Annotated in this window: 17 protein-coding genes and 1 tRNA gene; 11 read left to right on the top strand and 7 right to left on the bottom strand. The window is 64.8% G+C overall.

Annotation, left to right across the window (positions count from 1 at the left end):
• Positions 1–31 precede the first annotated feature (31 nt).
• The 3 genes from JLDANKMP_RS02890 to JLDANKMP_RS02880 are packed head-to-tail and all read right to left on the bottom strand — an operon-like array spanning position 32 to position 4,307.
• Positions 32–2,818 (bottom strand): TonB-dependent receptor, encoded by a 2,787-nt coding sequence (locus JLDANKMP_RS02890; protein WP_212560484.1) that lies wholly within the window; start codon positions 2,816–2,818, stop codon positions 32–34.
• Positions 2,819–2,832: 14 nt separating this feature from the next.
• Entirely contained in the window at positions 2,833–3,801 is a 969-nt protein-coding gene (locus tag JLDANKMP_RS02885) for a FecR domain-containing protein (RefSeq protein WP_212560483.1), read from the bottom strand.
• Complete coding sequence (locus JLDANKMP_RS02880; protein ID WP_080052359.1) at positions 3,798–4,307, bottom strand: RNA polymerase sigma factor; 510 nt, start codon at positions 4,305–4,307, stop codon at positions 3,798–3,800. The genes JLDANKMP_RS02885 and JLDANKMP_RS02880 overlap by 4 nt, the downstream gene beginning before the upstream one ends.
• 255 nt (positions 4,308–4,562) lie before the next feature.
• Here JLDANKMP_RS02880 and JLDANKMP_RS02875 point away from each other — a divergent pair, with 255 nt between their 5' ends.
• The 7 genes from JLDANKMP_RS02875 (at position 4,563) to JLDANKMP_RS02845 (ending at position 12,283) form a co-directional block, all read left to right on the top strand.
• On the top strand, positions 4,563–7,433 hold the full coding sequence (locus JLDANKMP_RS02875; RefSeq protein ID WP_212560482.1) for an autotransporter outer membrane beta-barrel domain-containing protein: 2,871 nt from the start codon (positions 4,563–4,565) through the stop codon (positions 7,431–7,433).
• Between the two features lie 97 nt (positions 7,434–7,530).
• Positions 7,531–8,535: a 2-hydroxyacid dehydrogenase gene (locus JLDANKMP_RS02870; RefSeq protein WP_012479515.1), complete on the top strand. Its 1,005-nt coding sequence runs from the start codon at positions 7,531–7,533 to the stop codon at positions 8,533–8,535.
• Between the two features lie 50 nt (positions 8,536–8,585).
• Positions 8,586–8,661 (top strand) — tRNA-Thr (locus tag JLDANKMP_RS02865).
• A 546-nt stretch (positions 8,662–9,207) separates the two neighbouring features.
• A complete protein-coding gene (locus JLDANKMP_RS02860; protein ID WP_212560481.1) occupies positions 9,208–9,762 on the top strand; it encodes a hypothetical protein in 555 nt (184 codons plus the stop codon).
• A gap of 343 nt (positions 9,763–10,105) precedes the next feature.
• Positions 10,106–10,540, top strand: coding sequence for a lipoprotein (locus JLDANKMP_RS02855; protein WP_212560480.1), 435 nt, complete (start codon positions 10,106–10,108; stop codon positions 10,538–10,540).
• Between the two features lie 214 nt (positions 10,541–10,754).
• Positions 10,755–11,768: an RHS repeat-associated core domain-containing protein gene (locus JLDANKMP_RS22245; protein ID WP_249336778.1), complete on the top strand. Its 1,014-nt coding sequence runs from the start codon at positions 10,755–10,757 to the stop codon at positions 11,766–11,768.
• A complete protein-coding gene (locus tag JLDANKMP_RS02845) occupies positions 11,765–12,283 on the top strand; it encodes a hypothetical protein (RefSeq protein ID WP_212560479.1) in 519 nt (172 codons plus the stop codon). Before JLDANKMP_RS22245 ends, JLDANKMP_RS02845 begins: the two co-directional genes overlap by 4 nt.
• A gap of 26 nt (positions 12,284–12,309) precedes the next feature.
• Here JLDANKMP_RS02845 and JLDANKMP_RS02840 read toward each other — a convergent pair whose 3' ends face one another.
• Genes JLDANKMP_RS02840 through JLDANKMP_RS02830 form a run of 3 tightly spaced genes read right to left on the bottom strand, consistent with a single transcriptional unit; the run spans position 12,310 to position 13,656 of the window.
• Positions 12,310–12,636 carry a hypothetical protein gene (locus JLDANKMP_RS02840; RefSeq protein ID WP_212560478.1) on the bottom strand — a complete coding sequence of 109 codons (327 nt, stop codon included), beginning with the start codon at positions 12,634–12,636 and terminating at the stop codon, positions 12,310–12,312.
• A gap of 23 nt (positions 12,637–12,659) precedes the next feature.
• On the bottom strand, positions 12,660–13,004 hold the full coding sequence (locus JLDANKMP_RS02835; RefSeq protein WP_212560477.1) for a hypothetical protein: 345 nt from the start codon (positions 13,002–13,004) through the stop codon (positions 12,660–12,662).
• Between the two features lie 40 nt (positions 13,005–13,044).
• Positions 13,045–13,656 (bottom strand): GyrI-like domain-containing protein, encoded by a 612-nt coding sequence (locus JLDANKMP_RS02830; RefSeq protein ID WP_043034112.1) that lies wholly within the window; start codon positions 13,654–13,656, stop codon positions 13,045–13,047.
• Between the two features lie 353 nt (positions 13,657–14,009).
• On the opposite strand from JLDANKMP_RS02830, the gene cyoA reads away from it, so the two are divergent.
• From cyoA to cyoD, 4 genes are read left to right on the top strand one after another with little or no spacing between them, the layout of a single operon-like run.
• On the top strand, positions 14,010–15,050 hold the full coding sequence (gene cyoA / locus JLDANKMP_RS02825) for a ubiquinol oxidase subunit II (protein WP_005408581.1): 1,041 nt from the start codon (positions 14,010–14,012) through the stop codon (positions 15,048–15,050).
• A gap of 2 nt (positions 15,051–15,052) precedes the next feature.
• Positions 15,053–17,050: a cytochrome o ubiquinol oxidase subunit I gene (cyoB, locus tag JLDANKMP_RS02820; RefSeq protein ID WP_005408582.1), complete on the top strand. Its 1,998-nt coding sequence runs from the start codon at positions 15,053–15,055 to the stop codon at positions 17,048–17,050.
• Positions 17,047–17,685 carry a cytochrome o ubiquinol oxidase subunit III gene (cyoC, locus tag JLDANKMP_RS02815; RefSeq protein ID WP_005408583.1) on the top strand — a complete coding sequence of 213 codons (639 nt, stop codon included), beginning with the start codon at positions 17,047–17,049 and terminating at the stop codon, positions 17,683–17,685. Before cyoB ends, cyoC begins: the two co-directional genes overlap by 4 nt.
• Complete coding sequence (gene cyoD / locus JLDANKMP_RS02810; protein ID WP_005408584.1) at positions 17,685–18,026, top strand: cytochrome o ubiquinol oxidase subunit IV; 342 nt, start codon at positions 17,685–17,687, stop codon at positions 18,024–18,026. Before cyoC ends, cyoD begins: the two co-directional genes overlap by 1 nt.
• A gap of 494 nt (positions 18,027–18,520) precedes the next feature.
• On the opposite strand, the gene JLDANKMP_RS02805 is transcribed toward cyoD, so the two are convergent.
• Positions 18,521–20,578, bottom strand: coding sequence for a bifunctional diguanylate cyclase/phosphodiesterase (locus JLDANKMP_RS02805; RefSeq protein ID WP_005412645.1), 2,058 nt, complete (start codon positions 20,576–20,578; stop codon positions 18,521–18,523).
• Positions 20,579–20,610 lie beyond the last annotated feature (32 nt).

The raw sequence follows: 20,610 nt of genomic DNA, 5'->3' as shown, positions 1-20,610 counted from the left end.
CCGGTGGAACAGGCCGCGTAGCGTACTACGCTCAGCGGAACTGCAGGGTAAGCAGGTAGTAGCGACCCAGTGGATCGTCCAGCCCCGGCATCTGCCCGCCATTGCCGACCAGGTAGTTCACCGGTTGCGCATCAAGCACGTTGTGCACGTCCAGCGCCGCGATGACGCGTATGCCCAGGCGGCGCGCCAGGTGCAGGTTCCAGCGCAGCTGGCGCGGATTCATGCAGTGGTTCTGTTCGATCTGCCGCTGCGGGCACTCGGCGCCGGGCAGCCATGCGCGGGTGCGGCCCACCTGGTTGCCGCGCAGGGCGATGTCCCAGTTGCTGTTCTGCCATTGCACGTTGAGGACCGCCGCCATCTCGGGCGTGACATGCCCGCGCAGGTCGATCGCCGGCTCGTGGTCCCGACGGCGGCGCAGCTCCTGCTGCTTCAGCGCGTCCAGCGAGAACAACCACTGGCCGGTGCTGCCGGTGTCGATCCGGTATTCGCCACGCAGCACCCAGTTGCGGGAAGTGGTGCGGCCGATATTGTCGAACGACAGGCGGAGGCTGCTCAGGTTGCCATTCTCATCCAACTGCCAGGTGTCACGGTTCCACACGGCATCGGCCGGCTGCAGCGCGAGGATCTCGTTGCGCAGCTCGACGATGTTGTGGGTCAGCGAAAGCGAGAACGCATCGCTGGGTGACCAGGTCGCCGCCAGCGAATGGCTGCGTGAGCTCTCGGCCTTGAGCGCGTTGTTCTCCTCCACATCCGCAGTGACCACGCAGCGGCCGTCCGGCTCGCTCTGTGCACAAGGTGGCAGTGCGCTTGAGACGGGCAGGGTAAGGGTGCCGAACTGTCCTGGCGGGCGGCGCTGTTCGAACAGGCTGGGCGCGCGATAGCCGCGGCCGCTGGCCAGCAGGAACGACCAGTGCGGTGTTGGCGTCCAGCGCAGGCCGGCACGGGGCGAGAATGCCGTGTAGTCGCCGTCGTAGTCCCAGCGCGCGGCCAGGTCCATGCGCAGTTCCGACGTGAGCGGCAGGCCCAGTTCCGCATACGCACCGCCACTCTGCCGCGACAGGCGCCGCTGCTGCTGCGGCAGCCCCAGTGCCAGATCGCCCTGGCTCAGCAGGGTGTCCGGGTGCGACGTCCAGCGTTCATGGCGCAGATCGATGCCGGTAGCCAGCTGCGCATTGCCGCCCCGCATCGGCATCAATGCGCGTTGTATGCCCCACCAGCCCTGCCACTGCTCGGTAAGTCCACGGTTGCGGATCGATGGGAACAGCGAGGTGGCTTCATCGGCGGGCAATGCATCGAAGCCTGGCAGGAACCTGAGCGACTGCGCCGCCTCGATGAACCGTTCGGCGCGCACGGTGCCCGGCGTGGCCAGGGTGACGTCGCTGCGCTGCGCGCTGATGCCGGCGTCCCAGCTGTGGCTGCCCTGGTCCCGGCCGATGCCCAGGGTGAGATCGGCGTCGGTGGCACGGACCTGGGGACGCACATTGCCGGCTTCGCGCAGGACACTGTTGAAGGTGTAGCCGTACAGGCCGAGGGCGACGGCGGTCGGGCCCAGGTCAAAACGCTGCCGGTTGTGGCTGGCGCGGGCTTCGGCATAGACGTAGCGTCCCTGGCCACGCTCATGCCGGTAGCGCAGATAGGCCGAGGCGGTATCGGAGGCCGGTTGAAGCGAACGAGGGCGCGAACTGTCGAACCAGCAGGCGCCATTGCGTCGTTTCAATGGTCCGTCGCAGCGCGTAGCGGGCCAGTAGTCGCCATCGCGGAAGGCGCCGATCAGGTACTGCGACGTCTCGGCGTGCCAGTCACGCTGGTCCCCCGCCAGGTGATCGACGCGATGCAGGTCGATGCCTGCGAACCAGCGGTCGCCGCTCCCGCGCAGGCCTCCGGTGGCGGCCTGCACGCGGTACTGGCCGGCGTCGCCACGACTGCTCAGACCGGTCTGCAGCGTTGCCTCCGGGCCGTCGGCCTGGTCGCGGAGGATGATGTTGACCACGCCGGACATGGCATCGGCACCGTAGATGGCCGAAGCACCGCCGCGCACCAGTTCGATGCGTTCGACAAAGCTGAGTGGAATGCCGCCCAGGTCGGTGAGCCCGCCCTGTTCCAGGGACACCATCGGATAACGGGGCAGGCGCCGGCCATTGACCAGGAACAGGGTGGCGCGCGGTCCCATGCCATCCAGGCTGGTGGTGGCGGCTGCACCGACAGGCAGGTACTGCGAATCGCCACTGCGTGCGCTGCTCATCGCTGGCAGCCCGTTCATGCCGGGCAGGTGTCGCAGCAGGTCGAACAGGCTGCCGTAGCCACTGCGCAGGATGTCTGCGCGATCGATCGTGGTCACCGGCAGGGTGGTCTGCACGGAGGTGCGCGGCAACCGGCTGCCGGTGACATGGATCGGCGCCAGGTCCACCTGGGGGGGCGACTGCGGGGGCATGCGCGGGCGCGGCGTCACCGTTGCCGGAACCGGCGGCGCGACGGCGGGCGCGACGCGGATGCGGCGGACCACGAAGCCACCGGACGGTGTTCGAAGGATGGTCACCGGCATGCCGGCGACCAGCTGTTTCAGGGCCGATGCTGGATCGGCCCGGCCATGGGTGTCGTTGGCATGGAGCCCCGCCAGTTCCCGGGCATCGAACACCAGAGCGATGCCGCTTTGCCGTGCCCATTGCTGCAATGCCGAGGGCAACGGGCCAGCGTTGATGCGGTAGTCGTGGGTGGCAGCCGGATCGCCTGCGAGGGCGGCAGGCGGCGCGGCGACCAGCAGCGCCAGGCACAGCAGGGGGCGGAGCAGCCCCCACTGCAGCGCGCCTGGTCCTGCCATCACCGCAGGCCTCCTCAGTACGTGCGGCGCAGTTCCAGCGCGCCATCCGGGCGCGTCTGGCCAGCAATGGACCAGCCAAGTTCCAGCGCGGACAGCAACTCCTGTGCGTCGCCTGCGCGGAACGTGCCGCTGACTGCCAGATCGGTGATCTCCGGGTCGGCGATCACCAGCGGTGCATGGCCATAGCGGTTCATGCGTTCGACCACGATCGACAGCGGGGTGGCATCGAAGATCAGCTGCCCATGCAGCCAGCCCTCGGCGGCTGCCGTGGAGGACAGCGCTGGACCGGGCTGGATGCGCCCGGAGGGGAGTACCTGCAGTTGCTGGCCAGGGGCCAGGGTGTGCTGGGCGGCGCCGTTGCTGACTTCCACCGCACCCTCCAGCAGCGCGACCTCGACCAGGCCGTCGTGCAGGCGCTCGACCTGGAAGGTGGTGCCGATATCGCGGATGGTGCTGGTGCCGGCGCGCAGCTGCAGTGCTTTGTTCGATGGCGCGACCTGCAACTGCAGGCGGCCGCGTTCGAGGTCCAGCTCGCGGTGGCGCCAGCCAAAGCGTGCGTGCAGCGTCGTGCCGGCATCGAGCATGGCTACGCTGCCATCGGGCAGGGTCAGCCGCTGCGCCTGATGCGTGTCATTGGCAAAGCGCTGCGGGGCTGGGTTGCCATCCACCGCTACCATCCAGCCCACGCCGATGGCCAGGCAGATACCAGCGGCCGCGGCCGCGGCAGGCAGCCAGCGGCGTCGGGCAGGCCGTGCCGCACGCGCCGCAGCCGTCCGCAGCCATGGGTCCGCAGCCAGGCCCTGGCCCTGCTGGAAAAGATCTTCGGCCTGCGCCCAGGCTTTGACATGGGCAGGGTCTTCAGCCAGCCAGTCTTCGAACGACTCGCGTTCGGCAGGGGTGCAGTCCGGGGCCTCCAGCCGCGCCACCCAGGCGCTGGCGCGTGCGAACAGCGAGGCGTCTTCCGTGTGCCGGTGGCTGTTCATTCGGTATCCCCGTCGTTGTGCAGCGGATCCGGTCCCAACTCCTGGCGCAGGCCCTGCAGGGCGCGGGCGATGTGTTTTTCCACGGTCTTGGCTGTAATTCCACAGTGCCGCGCGATCTGCGTATAGCTCATGCCGGTGATCCGGTTGAGCAGGTACACCTCGCGCGCGCGCTCGGGCAATTTGAAAAGGGCCTGCCGCAGCAGGGACAACATCTGCCCGGACTCTGCCTGGCGCAAGGGGTCCGGCGACGGGCTGGTGGGCTCGTCGTGACCATCATGCTCGGCCAGTGACAGGTGCGGTCGCGACTGCGGCGATCGGCCGCGATCGGCCAGGCGATTGCGCGCGATACGATACAGCAGCAGGCGCAGTTCGTCGGTGCCGTGCGCGCGATAGCGGATCAGCCGCTCCATGCAGTCCTGCGCGATGTCCTCTGCATCCTCCGGCCCGACGCCCCGTGTGCGCAGGAACGCGCACAGTGGCGCGCGTTCCTCGCGTACGAACGCGATGAAGGCGTCCGCAGGCGCGGGTGGCTCCGGCGCGTGGTGGATCAGGGGGGACGGAACGGACAGGGCTGGCCTCGGCTGACGTTGGCGGGTGCGCCTTCGAGTTTTACGCGACGATGACCGGATGGGGAAGAGTGTGTGGTGCCCCTCTCTCATTGTGAATGCATTCATTTTTTCCGGCCGACCGGGCTGGGGGAGATTCCGGCGCTTTGCCGTTTGACTCCTTACCCGCGTGTTGCGGGTGGAGAGAGAGAACGTATGAAGCATTCGAAGTTGAGCCTGGCCCTGGCCGGGCTGATCGCCGTTGGCGCCATCGCGGCGGCTGATGACGTCATGGCAATGAGTTATCACGTGCAGGGGGATCGCATCTTCCTGAGCGGCGGGGTGACCTACGCCGATGTGGTGTCGTTGCCCGCGTTGCTGGCCAAGGCACAGGCCGAGGGCCGGCCGATCCGCGAAGTGGTGCTGCGCACCTCCAATGGTGGCGCGCTGATCGCCGGCGAGTGGCTGCAGGGCGTGATCCGCACGTCCGGCCTGAACACCATCGTGTCCGGCCACTGCATTTCGTCCTGCTCGATCATGCAGTCCGGTGGCGTCGAACGCTATCTGGCCGGTGATCTGCCGATCGTCGATTCGGTACAGATCCACGCGGCCAGCAACAGCGGCAAGGTGATCTACACGCCGTCGCCGCGGATGACCCAGATCTATACCGGCAACTACGGCGGTGGCATCGATGCCGGGCTGCTGCACAAGGCCATGTATGAAGTCGTGCAGCCCAACGGCCTGCTGGTGTTCCGCGATCCGGCGCGCACCACGGGTGCCTCGGTCACTTTCGATCCTGATGGCAGCGGCAGCAAGCTGGAGTCGTTCCCGGGCCAGGACATCTACAGCAACAGGGTCATCACCGCCAAGGGCTACCGCGATCCGGGCGATACGTTGAATGTCACGGCCAACGTGAGCGGCGACATCAACCCGGGCTACCTGCGCACCGGTCGCCAGCTGCAGACCTTCGTCGATGATGACTTCGCGCGCTGGAACACCAACTGGCAGTCCAGCTACATCAACCTGGCGCAGAGCATCTACAACGCGTCCAGCAATGGTCCGCAGGGCATCGGCGCGAACTCGGTACAGGACTACCAGAACGATCCGTACTACAAGGCCCTGCTGCTGTCGAAGCTGCGCCTGGGTGACCTGGATGTGTCCACGCTGGACAACTCCATGGGCGTGATCCGCGTGACCAACGGCGCGACATGGCGGACCTCCGCGACCACCGGTGCCGACTTCATGCTGGTCGACAACGGCACCATCGCGCTGGAAGGCGGCGCCCTGCGCGCTTCGGAGGTGCGGGTAATGGCCGCAGGCATGCTGGTCGGCAATGGTGACGTGGCCGGCACCGCTATGGATCTCAGTGCGTTGGCCAGCGGTACCCGCCCGTCCTGGCGCGAGGATGGCTTCAATCGCCTGCGCGTGTACGGGACCCTGATGCCGCGCGGCGGCGATCTGGTCACCCATGGCTACGTCAACATCATGCCGGGCGGGAAGGTGCTGTTCGATGTGACCGAAAACGGCGGGGCTGGCAGTGGCCGCCTGCGTGTAGGCAGTTTCTTCGACAGCAAGCAGACCGACGGCGCGCTGGTGATCTCCAAAGGGGCCTTCCTCGAACTGAACGTGGCGCAGGGTTACTACGGCCAGGACTTCCGCCGTGACCTGGTGCAGGGCCCGATCTACCAGGGCGGCTTCGAAGAGGTCGTGCGCCTGGGTGACACCGGCTACAGCGCCAGCATCACCGGCGGCGAAGTGTTCCGCCCGCGCCACAACTCGCTGCTGAGTTTCAACGTGAAGCAGGCCGCTGACGGCCTGTGGCTGACCGCCAACCCGGGTTTCGACCAGCTGGGCCTGTTCACCAACGGCACTTCCGGCGATGGCTTGGGCCGCGCGCTGGAGACTGCTTCCGATCGCAGGGATGGTGGCCTGCAGTCGCTGCTCGGCGCCCTGCAGTTCGCCGACCGTGATGTAATCGCACAGCAGGCCGGTGCCCTGCGCGGTGACGCGCACGCGACCCTGCGCCTGGCCGACAACGCATTGGTGGGCAGCATCGGCAACGTGGTGCAGCAGCACCAGGCCGCGATGCGCAGTGGCGGTGATGCCGACGGCCTGGCCTCGCAGGCCGCGCAATCGGTGTCGGCGCAGCCGGGCATGCGCCACGGCAGCCTGTTCAACCAACTGGCCATGCATCTGGTCGAGCCGGCGGCGGGTGGCGGTGAAGGCAGTGGCTTTGGTCGCAACCACGGCCTGTGGGCGCGCGGTTTCGCCAGCCACGGCCGCATCGATGCCGACGGTGGCGTGGCAGGCTTGAGCCATAACATCGGCGGCATCGTCGTCGGCGCCGATACCCGCGTTGCCGATGACCGCGTCACCCTGGGCGTCAGCGTGGCAGCGGCGGATATGTCGACCAAGGGCCGCGACGGCTCCGACTTCAGTGGTGACGTGCGCGCGCTGGACGTGGGCGGCTACCTGGACGCGACCTATTCGCGCGGCTATCTCTCGGCGGCGGTGCGCTACACAGACCTGCGTCACGACACCCGCCGCAGCGTCAGCGGTATCGATGGCCTGCAGCAGCCGCTGCGTGCCAAGTACAGCAACGATGCGATCTCCGCGCGGGTGGAGCACGCGTTCTCATTCACCACGGGCAAGGGCCTGGTGATCCAGCCGCTGTTGCCGGTGGTGGACTACGCGCGTACCTCGGCCACGCGCTTCAATGAAGGGCAGGGCGCGGGTGCACTGGTCGGTCGCAGCGGCAGCCTGGAGAGCATCCGCGTGGGCGCCGGCCTGCAGCTGTTCAGGACCTTCGAAGGCAACAACGGCGAGCGCATTACCCCGCGTGCCCGCGTGGTCTGGCAGAAGGAACTGGGCGACTCGCAGGCGCGCTACAGCACCGGCTTCGCCGCAGCACCGGATCTGGTGTTCGGGGCAAGCAGCCAGGCCGTGGGCGAGCAGGTGCTGGCCTGGAACCTGGGCGTGACCAGCCGCGCCAGCGAACGCCTGTCGATCATGGCCGACTACGTGGGCGAGCGTCGTGACGGGCAGATCCAGAACGGCGTGATGCTGGGGCTGGGTTACAAGTTCTGAGTGGCACAGGGCACCGGCGATGTTCGCATCGCCGGTGCCATCCCCACGGATGCGTGGCTGCGGTATGGTCGGCATGGCATTCAATCCAGGTTCTTCCATGCAGATCGCCGTCTTCAGCGCCCGACCCTACGACCGTCGCTTCCTGGACGAAGCCAACCTGCGTGAGGCGGCGGGGCAGGGTTACACGTTCGTCTACTTCGATGCCGCGCTGGATGTGCATACCGCAGCGCTGGCACAGGACTGCGCCGCGGTCTGCGTGTTCGTCAACGATCGGCTGGATGCGCAGGTGCTGCGCGCGCTGCACGCGTTGGGTGTGCGTGCCGTGCTGTTGCGCTGTGCGGGCTTCAACAATGTGGACCTGGCCGCTGCGAAAGCGCTGGACCTGTTCGTCGCCCGGGTGCCTGCGTATTCGCCCGAGGCCGTGGCCGAGCACGCGCTGGCGCTGGTGATGACCCTCAACCGGCAGACCCATCGCGCCTACAACCGGGTGCGCGAAGGCAACTTCATGCTCGATGGCCTGCTCGGGCGCACCCTGCATGGACGCACGGTCGGCATCGTCGGCACCGGCAAGATCGGCCTGGCCACCGCGCGCATCTTCAAGGGTATGGGCTGCACGGTGCTGGGGCACGACCCGTACCCGTCGCCGGCCTTCGCGGGTATCGGCGAGATGGTGGCGCTGGATGAACTGCTGGCGCGCGCTGACATCGTCTCGCTGCACTGCCCGCTGACGCCCGATACCCAGCACCTGATCAATGACGCCTCGCTGGCGCGGATGAAGCCGGGCGCGATGCTGGTCAACACCTCGCGCGGCGGATTGGTGGATACCCATGCAGTGATCCGTGGGCTGAAGTCGCGGCGACTCGGCCACCTGGCCATCGACGTGTACGAGCAGGAAAGCGCGCTGTTCTTCCAGGACCTGTCCGGCGAGATCATCGACGACGAGGCCTTCCAGCGCCTGATGACCTTCCCCAACGTGCTGGTGACCGGCCACCAGGGCTTCTTCACCGTGGAGGCGCTGCAGGAGATCTCGGCGATCACGCTGGGGAACCTGCAGGATTTCGCGGCTGGGCGGGTGTGTGCCAACCGGGTAGAGGCGGACTGAGCCGGGTGGATTGACCGCCGGGGCGCCCAGCCCGTAAAATCGCGGGCTCCGCCGGAATAGCTCAGTTGGTAGAGCGGCGCATTCGTAATGCGTAGGTCGCAGGTTCGACTCCTGTTTCCGGCACCAGCTGTAATGAAAAGCCCCGGCCTTGGCCGGGGCTTTTTTGTGCTCTGGTAGTGCCGGCCGCTGGCCGGCAACCCCAGGAGTGCCAGCCCATGGCTGGCAGGTCGCGATTTCCAAATCTCGGGATCAGCTCGCCCCTCCAGCGTCCCAGGTGCTTAACTCCTCGCGACCTCATACGAATAGTCGGAAGGAACCCGGGGGAGTATGAGGGGGCAGCAAGCACCTTGGAGGTAGCCCTGACCTTGCCAGAGGCATCACTCGTGCGGCTGATGCGGAGAGCGCCCACATGCATCACCATTCTGGCCTCGCTCTGTGGTTTTCCCAGCCAAGCCCTCGGGTGACACGGCGTGGCGCAACGAACAACTAGGCCAGGTTTCGCCGATGTTCCGCGAAAAGGGGCTTTTGCCGAGGAGTGAGCCGGCCCTTGATCCTCATCTTCCTGTTGATGCCCAGGGCAGATAGTTCATCGTCGAGCGTATTGGATATCAGGATCAGGCCGTCCCGTTGAAGGAAACAAGATGTCGATCAAACAGGGCATCGAGCGTTGCAGTGAGTGGCAATCCGTTCTCGGGGGCCAGTCGCTCCCGATCGTCGCATACGCCACGGCTTGATGTGGGATGCCCTGAGGGCCTCAAGGGCGGTGCATCCGGTTACTGCACACCCCTGATTCCATCGCTTGAGAACGCCCCTGCGGAATCGACCCTGGCCGATCCTGGCTTCGATGAGCGCTTTGCGCTTGGTGGCCGGAAGATGCGTGGAGGACAGGATGTCGTTGATGTCCTTTTCGATACTCTTCGCTGGGCCACTCCCCCTGAGGGCATGCACGGGATCCCGCAGCTTCTTCTCTACGACCTGGAAGCCCAGTGCTTTGAATCTTCTGTGCCACAGTCCGTCCTTTGCGCCGGCAAATTCGGAAGTCGGGAGGTATTGGCCCGTTGCGAGGCCATGGGCACAGCTGGCAATTGCCTTCGGAGGATAGGGGCGCCCTCCAATCAGGACATCAAAATGATTCGAATTCCTGAAATTGTGCTTGAAGAACGGGTGATCGCTGCCGCCATGCGCATGGCGCGTGTCCCATATGCCCGCTGCTTCGAGAACATGTGACAATCCCGTACGCCCATGTGAGTCATCATCCTTGTGAACTTGGAGCGTGGAGCCCCGGCATCTGCCTATCGGCATGAGCTGGAAAAGGTTGAGCACCAGGAACGTGATTCGACCGCAATGTGCGTGTCGGCCTCATCAGGCTCTGGACGATGGGCATCCATGTATCGCTATCTGCGGAGATCTACCGCCTGTGGTGCCCGTAGCAATGAACGCGGGCGCAGGCGCGGGGATGGCTTGATCAACGCACGGGCCATATACGTACCCTGCCGGGGTTATTACCATTGCTGCGCGGGATGCATGCTGTCTTCGGCAAGAGCGCCTGCTTCAATCAACAGGGGATGCAATGAAGAAGATCCTGATGTATCTGGTTGCGACCATCGTCCTTGCCGGTTGCGCGACCCGCCAGATCAGCGCCGACCAGGCGCAGCCGGTGCCTACCGACCGCGTGTTTGCGTTCAACACAGCCGGGGGCAGTGCTTCCGGACAGGTAGTGGTGACGCGGGACGTCGGCGCGATCGGTGGCGCATGCCCGCTGGCACTGTATATCGATGGCACCTTGGCAGCGCATCTGCGGCGAGGTGAGTCGGTGACGTTGACCGTTCCCGCCGGGAATCGAATCGTCAGCGCAAGTTTTGCTGGCAAGGGGCTCTGCAAGTGGGGCGATGAGTCGGCTCACAGGCGCGAGATTTCCCACATGGTGGCCGCAGGCAGCAAAACCAGCATCCGCCTCGCTCTGGCCCATGACGGACTTATCCAGGTCAGCCCGACCGCGTTCTAGCGCGTTATGGGCGGATCTTCTCTGGTCATCGGCGGCTCAGTATCGCTCAGCTCGCACTTCATGTTTCAGTTGAAGGCGCGCCAGGCTTCAGTGCATGGGGCTTGGGTGAACAGCTGCCCTTCGATCTCAAGACTTGGGGGGTCGATTTCCCAGGCATCCTTCCTGTGCTATCAATACCCGGCCTTGCTTCAAGGCACTTTCAGGAATTGCGGGGATGCGCAGGTTCGGGGGAACAGGCGGTGTGTCGATGCGCATCGGAGGACTTGAAGTTTGGATTCGAATGCAGAGTGTGGCAGGCATCTGGCCGTGCTGCGTGCTGCTGATCGGGCTTGGCCTCTCACCAATTGCAATCGCCCAGACGACCATCACGTACATCCATACCGATGCCCTGGGATCGGTCGTGGCTGAAACAGATGCCAGCGGCAACGTGACCAGGCGCAATGACTACGAGCCCTATGGAGCCGTGGTCGGTGGTCAGGTCACGGACGGGCCGGGGTATACCGGGCATGTGAGCGACTCGGCTACCGGGCTGAGTTACATGCAGCAGCGGTACATGGACCCGCAGTTGGGGGTGTTCCTGTCGGTGGATCCGGTAACGGCGCAAGAGCAGCAGGTTGGGCAGTTCAACCGGTACCGGTATGCCAATGGGAATCCTTACAGATTCACGGATCCGGATGGGCGAGTGGCTTACCAGGCCGGTAGTACCGTCTACATTCCCATCTACTATCAGGGCGCAGGGGCGACCCCCGACTTCATCGCTGGCCAGGTGAAGGCGGCCGCCGGTTTGGTTACTGAAGACGGTACCCGGTTCGTCATCGTTCCGCTTCGCAATAACATGTATCCCCGTGGCAACATCATGGACGTATCGCCAGGACAGAATTCAAATACGATCCGTGGCGAAGGCATCGTGAGGGGATACAACGGATCGGTGGCCCATATCGACTCCACCCGCAGTGATGCCAAGGGGGCGACCCTGCATGACTCTCTGCACTTTGTGCCGGGTTTGGGGGATGGTCGGAAGTCCGATGGCTACCTTGAGGCGGCGGGCAAGGGCGGGGGGCGTGAATTCACTGGTTACAAGCCTGGATTCGGCAAGGACCAGATCATGGCCAATACCGGTGGCAACCTGCTGAAGTCGTTTGAAACAAGCTTCATGAACCACGTATACAACGGCAACGGTAGCGAGCAGCAGTTCAAGACGCTCGTTGAGGATGACAAGAGAAAATGATCGCGCGGATTGCTTCTTCGGGTGTCGTGCTAATCGCCTTGTTCCCGGCGGTGGCATCCGCTGCGCCGCCGCCCTCTGTACCGCAGGCCTGCGCGCCGACCTACTGCATTGAGGTCGGCGCCACGTTGCCCGACCGGCCGGTGACGATCCGGGTTGAATCGACGGTTCCCGCAGACGCCTCGACGACAACGGTGGACATGGGGCGTGGATTTTCAATTGCCTTCCATTCCCGGTATGTCGAATGGAAAGCCGGGCGAATGGGCCTTCCGCCCGCGCGATGGACACCAGGCAAAGCCAAGGCGAGCGCGGCAGCTTGCCTGAAGTGTGGCGCGCCGGGCTGGAATGAAGTCATGGGCATTGCCATGACCGGCATCCCCGAAGACTATGGCAATGACCTTTCCGGTATCAGTGTCTGCTTTTGGCCGCTTGATCGTTCATCGGCAGGGCACGGGGATGGCAAGTCCCTGCGCCTTGGGGAGAAGGTCTGCATCGCAGATCCAGCCCCGAAGCGCTGAGCAGCACGTCTGCGCGGAGTGCCGCCTTAATAAGCAAGATCGAAATAGTAGATCTTCTTTGCTCCGAACACGCCGCAACCTTCGCTGGTGAGTGCGTGGAAGCCGATCGGTGTCCGCGATGACGCCGCCGACAGGATGGCCGCGTACTTTTCCCGTCCGGATTTGTCGCTGGTCAGATCGATTGTCCAGCGCCCGTCGGAAGCACACTCGTTGTTGGTGGGCTGGCCTTCCAGCCATACGGAAACGAACGTGGATTCGACAACCAGTTTGGTGATTTTTCCGGTCTGGTGTGTATCGGCCCATGCGCTGCCGGACAGCAGCAGTGCACCGAGCGTGATAGCGAGCTGTTTCATGTCTTCCCTGCAGGCCCGGAGGATCAAGCCCTATATATAGCGCAGCAGGTGCCGGATCTGATGAGCACGAGCATCACCAGTTGCCGCAGATAGCCGCCGATCACCCCGGCCAGCACCCCGACCGTGATCCGCATGGCCAGCCGGAACCATCGCCCGGTGCGTTCCCGCAGCCAGGGCAGTACCACCGTTACCTGTGCGGCCAGCAGCAACACCACCACATCCATCCCCAGTGCATCGATCAGCGACAGCAGCGGCAGCAGGTCGGGATTGCAGGCCAGTACAAGCAACAACTCGCTGCACAGCAGCGCGAAGGCGCGGCGCCCGGTGGGCAGGGTGGTCCAGCGCAGTAAACGATCAATCAGGGGCATGAATCTTCTGCTCCCTTGTCAGAGCGGTGCTCGCAGGCGGTCATTCCGCGCGGACGGGCTGCCGCAGCACAGTCTTCAACCGCGTCGCGTCGGTCCTGCGCGGGTCGCTCAGGTAGATCTCATGATGGGGGCCGGCAAAGGTGTAACCCAGTGCGGGCATCAGTTCGTCGTGCAGATGGGCCAGGGCCGGACCCTCGTCATCGTAGGCGCCCACGTGAAGCGTCTGCAGGCAGAGGCCCTCTTCAAGAATGTCGTGGCGAAGGCTGGCCGGAACGTCGCCCAGTTTCTTCGCCGCCTTGGCAATGGCAGCCTCCAACTGCGCTGGACGGATCCCATCCGGCGTGCGGATCATCGCCGTCCACCTCCACTCATCCTTGCGGCGTGCCACAAAGCTCGACGGATCCTCGGCGGTCCAAAGCGCTTCCAGCGGTGGCACCACGTAGTCCTGGCCCCCGGCCTTCAGGGCGAACTTCAGTGCATAGCTCACCGAGTACAGCCATTGCACCGCCTGCAGGTAGGCCGGGGCGGTGTTCGGGTCGCCGCGACCATCGACCATCAGGTAGGGCAGGGGCGGTACATCGACCGGTACGAACTGGCCGGCGGGCGGGTGATAGAGTGCCCGGTCGCGCTTCTTGAAGTCGATCTTGTCCATCGGGGTCTTCCTCCTGTGCCGAGCATCCCATGCCAGGCACCCGTCAGCACGCCTGAACCGATTCAGGTGACTTTGCCGAACGAGGGCGAACGGCCCGCGAACGTCCAGGGCCGGAATGCCGCCCTGGGCCATGCGTCCCGTCACGCCCGCGCGGTGCGACAACGTGTCGCAGCCAGAATCGGGCCTTTCCTGCGCTCGATCAATGTCAATGCCTTTCTTAAATGGTGGGTGACGGCCTAAAATTGAAAGGCTGACTCGACCCACCTCCCTACCTGTCTTCCGGACCGGTGGGACCGGCTTTGGCCGGAACAGGCAGGACGGGGAACGGCATTCCCTCGCAATTGGATCGACCGATGATTCCGTTGAAAACCCTTGGGCGCTGGTTGCGCCCGGGCCTGCTGCTGTCGTTGCTGGTGATGCTCACCGGCTGCGATGCCGTGGCCATCCTCAGTCCGAAGGGCCAGATCGGCCAGGATGAGAAGACCCTGCTGATCACGGCCACCGTGCTCATGCTGCTGGTCGTCATCCCGGTCATCATCATGACCCTGACCTTCGCGTGGAAGTATCGCGCCTCCAACACCAAGGCCCGTTACGAGCCGAAGTGGTCCCACTCGACGGCGATCGAGGTGGTGGTGTGGTCCATTCCCTGCATGATCGTGCTGGTGCTGGCGGTCCTGACCTGGCGTTCGTCGCACGCGCTGGACCCGTATCGTCCGCTGGAATCGGACGTCAAGCCGGTCACCATCGAGGCGATCTCGCTGGACTGGAAGTGGCTGTTCATCTATCCGGAAGAGAAGGTGGCGGTCGTCAACGAAATCAAGTTCCCGGTCAACACGCCGCTGAACTTCAAGATCACGTCCGATTCGGTGATGAATGCCTTCTTCATCCCGCACCTGGGCAGCATGATCTACTCGATGGCTGCGATGGAGACCAAGCTCCACCTGATCGCCAACGAGACCGGTGAATTCCCGGGCATGTCCTCGCACTACAGTGGCGCAGGCTTTGCCAAGATGCACTTCACCGCCTACTCGGTCACCGATGCCGAATACCGCCAGTGGCTGGACCAGGTCCGTGCCGGTGAGCAGACCCTGGACAAGGCCTCGTTCAAGGCCCTGGGTGAAGCACGCAACGCCGAGTGGTATCCGGTCACCTACTTCGGCAAGACCGAAGAAGGCCTGTTCGACTGGGTCATCGCCAAGCACATGGGCGACAACAAGCATTACGGCATGAAGCACTCGCACGCCGGTGCCGCCGCTGCCGATGCCGCCAGCCATGAAGCGCACGAGGGGCATGCCCCCAGTGACGCGCATGATTCCAAGGAATCGGGTGAAAACCTGGATGCCACCGAACACGAACACGCTGGCCATGCTGGCCACGCGGGTTCGGGAGAATGAACATGTTGGGAAAACTCTCTCTTGAGTCGATCCCCCACGATCCGATCGTGCTGACCACCCTGGTCGGCGCGGTGCTGGGTGGCCTGGGCGTCATGGCCCTGATCACCAAGTTCAAGCTGTGGGGCTATCTGTGGAAGGAGTGGTTCACCTCGGTGGATCACAAGAAGATCGGCGTGATGTACCTCATCGTCGCCTTCGTCATGCTGCTGCGCGGCTTCTCCGACGCGATCATGATGCGTACCCAGCAGGCGCTCGCCGTCGGCGGGTCCGAGGGTTACCTGCCGCCGCACCACTACGACCAGATCTTCACCGCCCACGGCGTGATCATGATCTTCTTCGTGGCGATGCCGCTGATCACCGGCCTGATGAACCTAGCCGTGCCGCTGCAGATCGGTGCGCGCGACGTCGCGTTCCCGTTCGTCAACTCGCTCAGCTTCTGGCTGTTCGTGTCGGGCGCTGTGCTGATCATGCTGTCGCTGTGGATCGGTGAGTTCGCTGCCACCGGCTGGCTGGCGTTCCCGCCGTTGTCGGGCATCGAATACAGTCCAAGCGTCGGCATGGACTACTACATCTGGGGTCTACAGGTCGCAGGCCTGGGTACCACGCTGAGCGGTATCAATTTCTTCATCACCATCCTGAAGATGCGTACCCCCAGCATGAAGCTGATGCAGATGCCGGTGTTCACCTGGACCGCCCTGGTGACCAACGTGCTGATCGTCGCTGCCTTCCCGGTGCTGACCATCACCCTGGTGCTGCTGACCCTGGACCGTTACCTGGGTACGCACTTCTTCACCAATGACGGTGGCGGCAACGCCATGCTGTACATCAACCTGATCTGGATCTGGGGTCACCCGGAGGTGTACATCCTGGTCCTGCCGGCGTTCGGTGTGTTCTCCGAAGTCATCGCGACCTTCTCGCGCAAGGCGCTGTTCGGCTACAAGGGCATGGTCTACGCCACCGCCTGCATCGGCGTGCTGTCGTTCATCGTGTGGCTGCACCACTTCTTCACCATGGGCTCGGGTGCCAACGTCAATGCCTTCTTCGGCATCACGACGATGATCATCTCGATCCCGACCGGCGTGAAGATCTTCAACTGGCTGTTCACCATGTTCCGCGGCCGCGTGCACTTCACCACCCCGGTGCTGTGGACCATCGGCTTCATGGTCACCTTCGTCATCGGCGGCATGACCGGCGTGATGCTGGCGATCCCGGCCATCGACTTCGTGCTGCACAACAGCCTGTTCCTGATCGCCCACTTCCACAACGTCATCATCGGCGGCGTGGTGTTCGGCATGTTCGCCGGCATCACCTACTGGTGGCCGAAGATGTTCGGCTTCCGCCTCAACGAGTTCTGGGGCAAGTGCGCGTTCTGGTGCTGGTTCATCGGCTTCTACGTGACCTTCATGCCGATGTACGTGCTGGGCTTCATGGGCATGACCCGTCGCCTGCAGAGCACCGTCAACCCGGCCTACGAGCCGCTGCTGCTGATCGCCGCCGCAGGTGCCTTCATCGTGGGTGCCGGCATCCTGTGCCAGATCATCCAGGTGGCCGTGTCGATCCGCGACCGCAAGAAGACCGTCGACCTGACCGGCGACCCGTGGGATGCCCGTACGCTGGAGTGGGAAACCTCTTCGCCGCCGGCCTTCTACAACTTCGGCACCCTGCCGGAAGTCACCGAACTGGACGATTTCTGGGAGCGCAAGCAGCGTGGTGAAGCCTGGCCGAAGCCGGCCAAGTACACCGACATCCACATGCCGCGCAACACCGGCACGGGCGTTGTCATCGGTGCCTTCAGCCTGGTGTTCGGCTTCGCGATGATCTGGCACATCTGGTGGCTGGCCATCGTCGGCTTCGTCGGCATGATCGCCACGTTCATCTACCGCACCTTCGACCAGGACGTGGACTACTGGGTCCCGGCCGCCGAGGTGGAACGCATCGAGAACGAACACCGCAAGCACCTGGAAGCCCAGGGCCTGGTGAAGTCGGAGCTGAAGGCATGAGCACCAATACCTCGACCCTGAGCCACGGGCACGCCGCGCATGCGGCGGCCCATGGCCATGACGACCACGAGCACCACGACACCGGCGGCAACACCGTCTTCGGTTTCTGGGTGTACCTGATGAGCGACTGCCTCATCTTCGCCTCGCTGTTCGCCACCTACGTGGTGCTGGCAGGCGGCACCGATGGTGGCCCCACCGCGAAGGACCTGTTCGAACTGCCGTTCGTGGCATGGGAAACCGCGCTGCTGCTGACCTCGTCGCTGACCTTCGGCCTGGGCATGATCGCCATGCACCGCAAGCAGATGGGCCAGATGTACCTGTGGCTGGGCATCACCTGGCTGCTGGGCTTCGGCTTCATGTGCATGGAAGTGTGGGAGTTCCAGCACCTGATCCACCAGGGCTACGGTCCGGACCGCAGTGCCTTCCTGTCGGCGTTCTTCGCCCTGGTCGGTACCCACGGCCTGCACGTCAGCGCCGGCCTGCTGTGGCTGCTGGTGATGTTCGTGCAGCTGAAGAAGTACGGCCTGACCCCGACCAACAAGACCCGCATGGCGTGCCTGAGCCTGTTCTGGCACTTCCTGGACCTGATCTGGATCGGCGTGTTCTCCGTCGTCTACCTCAATGGAGCGCTGTAATGGCACATGACAACCATGCACACGACCACGGCACCGGCGGCGAAAGCCATGGCACCGTGAAGTCGTACCTGATCGGCTTCGTGCTGGCGGTGGTGCTGACCGTCATCCCGTTCTGGATGGTGATGTCGGGTGATTTCTCGCGCACCGTCAACGGTGTGGTGATCGCGATCACGGCAGTGCTGCAGATGCTGGTCCACCTGGTGTTCTTCCTGCACCTGGACCGTTCTTCGGAAAGCCGCTGGAACGTCAACGCTGCGGCCTTCACCGTGGTGGTGATCGGCATCATCGTGGTCGGTACCCTGTGGGTCATGCACAACATGAACGTGCACATGATGCACTGACGTCCGCGCGACGTTGCCACGCAGAAAGGCCGCCCTCGGGCGGCCTTTTTTTGTCGCGCCCACCGGGAATGGCACGCGCGGTGGTAGTGCCGGCCGCTGGCCGGCAATTGCGGGAAGCCGGCCAGCGGCCGGCCCTACCAGGAGATCCACGCTGTACGGGGATGGGGTCAGAGCCCTTGCCTGCGGCCAGGGATCCGACCCCAAAGCCATCGGCCTTATCCCACCTGGCATGGCTGGCACAGGGGGTAGTGCCGGCCGCTGGCCGGCAGTTGCGGGAAGCCGGCCAGCGGCCGGCTCTACCAGGAGATCCACGCCATGCGTGGATGGGGTCTGAATCCTTGCCTGCAGCAAGGGATCCGACCCCAAAGCCATCGGCCTCATCCCAACTGGCATGGCCGGCACAGGGGGGTAGTGCCGGCCGCTGGCCGGCAATTGCGGGAAGCCGGCCAGCGGCCGGCTCTACCAGGAGATCCACGCCATGCGTGGATGGGGTCTCACCCCACCCGGCGCAGGAACTCCTCGGCGTCCATTGGTCGGCCCAGGTGGTAACCCTGCAATTGATCACACCCCAGTTCGCTCAGGTACTCGCGCTGTGCCTGCGTCTCCACACCCTCTGCCACCACCTGCAGCTGCAGGGTGCGCCCCAGCGCGATGATCGACGAGACGATGGCGGCATCCTCTTCATTGCATTCCAGATCGTGCACGAACGCGCGGTCGATCTTCAGTTCGGTGGCGGGCATGCGCTTCAGGTAGAGCAGGCTGGAATAGCCCGTGCCGAAGTCGTCGATGGCAATGTGCACGCCCATCGCGGTCAGGTCGTTGAGAATCGCCAGGCTGGCGTCCACGTCCTTCATCGCCGTGGTCTCGGTGATCTCCAGGGTCAGGCACGCCGGCTCGATGCGGTGCCGTTGCAGCACCTCGCGCACACTGTCCAGCAGCGCCGGCGAGGCGAACTGCAACGGTGACAGGTTCACCGCCATCGACCATTCGGAATGTCCGGCATCGTGCCACGCGCGCAGCTGTGCACAGGCACGGTCCAGTACCCAGTCACCGATCGGCAGGATCAGACCGCTGCGTTCGGCGATGGGAATGAACACATCCGGCGCCAGCAGGCCCAGCTCGGGATGCTGCCAGCGCAGCAGCGCTTCGGCGCCGGTGGCCGGTGCGCCGGCGGCAGGGAACTTGGGCTGGTAGTGCAGCACCAGCTCGTCGCGGGCGATGGCCTTGCGCAGGTCCTGCAGCAGGCGCAGCTGGCGGTTGGCACTGAGCTGCATCGAGGGGGTGAAGAACGTATAGCCGTTCCGGCCGGTCTCCTTGGTGTGGTACATCGCCGCATCGGCGTGTGCCATCAGCTCGCGCTCGTTGCCGGCATCAGCCGGATACAGGGCGATGCCCAGGCTGGCGCTGACCTGCAGCTCGGCTGCATCCAGCAGGAACGGTTCGCCCGCCGCCGCGATGATCCGCTCGGCGACCACCACTGCATCGTCGGGAACATCGATGGCCAGCACGATCACGAACTCGTCGCCGCCGAGGCGGGCGAAGGTGTCCTGTGGCCGCAGCAGGCCGCCGATACGCTGCGCCACCGCCACCAGCAGGCGATCTCCCAGCTGGTGTCCGTACGCATCATTGACCGCCTTGAAGCCGTCCAGGTCGCAGAACATCACCGCCACCGCCTGGTTGCGCCGCCGCGCCTTCTCGATGGCCTGCTCGATGCGGTCCTGCAGCAGCATGCGGTTGGGCAGCTGGGTCAGCGGGTCGTGCAGGGCGGCCTGGATCAGCCTGTCGTTGGCGTGTGCCAGTGAATCGGCCAGCAGCCCGGTGCGCACGCGCATCTGCCGGTCGAACAGCGAGGCCACCAGGGCGATGCCCAGGGTCGCCACCGTGGTGACGATCACCAGCACCGCCAGCCAACGCGTGTCGATGCCGCCGCTGCCGACCGCGCCGCAGATGCTGCCCTCCGGGAAGCGCGCCGCGGCCATGCCGGTGTAGTGCATGCCGACGATGGCCAGGCCCATCACCAGTGAGGCGAGCAGGCGCAGGCGCGTGGTGTTGCGCTGCTCGGCACGCAGGCGGAAGGCAATCCACAGCGCCGCACCGGCGGCGCCGATGGCAACCGCGATGGAGGCAGCGAACCAGCCCGGGTGATAGTCGATGCCCGGCTGCATGCGCATCGCGGCCATGCCCAGGTAGTGCATGGTGGCAATGCCCAGGCCCATCAGCACGGCGCCGGCCAGCAGACGTCGCCAGGGCAGGCTGGACCGCGACACCAGCCACAGCGCATAGGCCGAGGCGCCGATCGACACGGCCAGCGAGTACAAGGTGATGCCGAGGTCGTAGCCGACCGGAATCGGCAGGTCGAAGGCCAGCATGCCGATGAAATGCATCGACCAGATACCCAGGCCCATCGCCGCCGCGCCGCCGGCCAGCCACCAGCGGGCCACGCGGCCTTCGGCGGTGGCCAGGCGGCCGGCCATGTCCAGCGCCGTGTACGAAGCAAGAATGGCCACCAGCAGGGAGATGGCGACCAGGCTCTGACTGTAACTGCCAGTCATGTTGAATCCAGAGGGGGAGGGAGGGGGCGCCC

It is taken from the genome of Stenotrophomonas sp. PE591, from assembly GCF_018320795.1.
Classification (GTDB): domain Bacteria; phylum Pseudomonadota; class Gammaproteobacteria; order Xanthomonadales; family Xanthomonadaceae; genus Stenotrophomonas; species Stenotrophomonas maltophilia.
The sequence above is the reverse complement of the archived record's forward strand: the minus strand, read 5'-3'. Positions and strand labels throughout refer to the sequence as shown.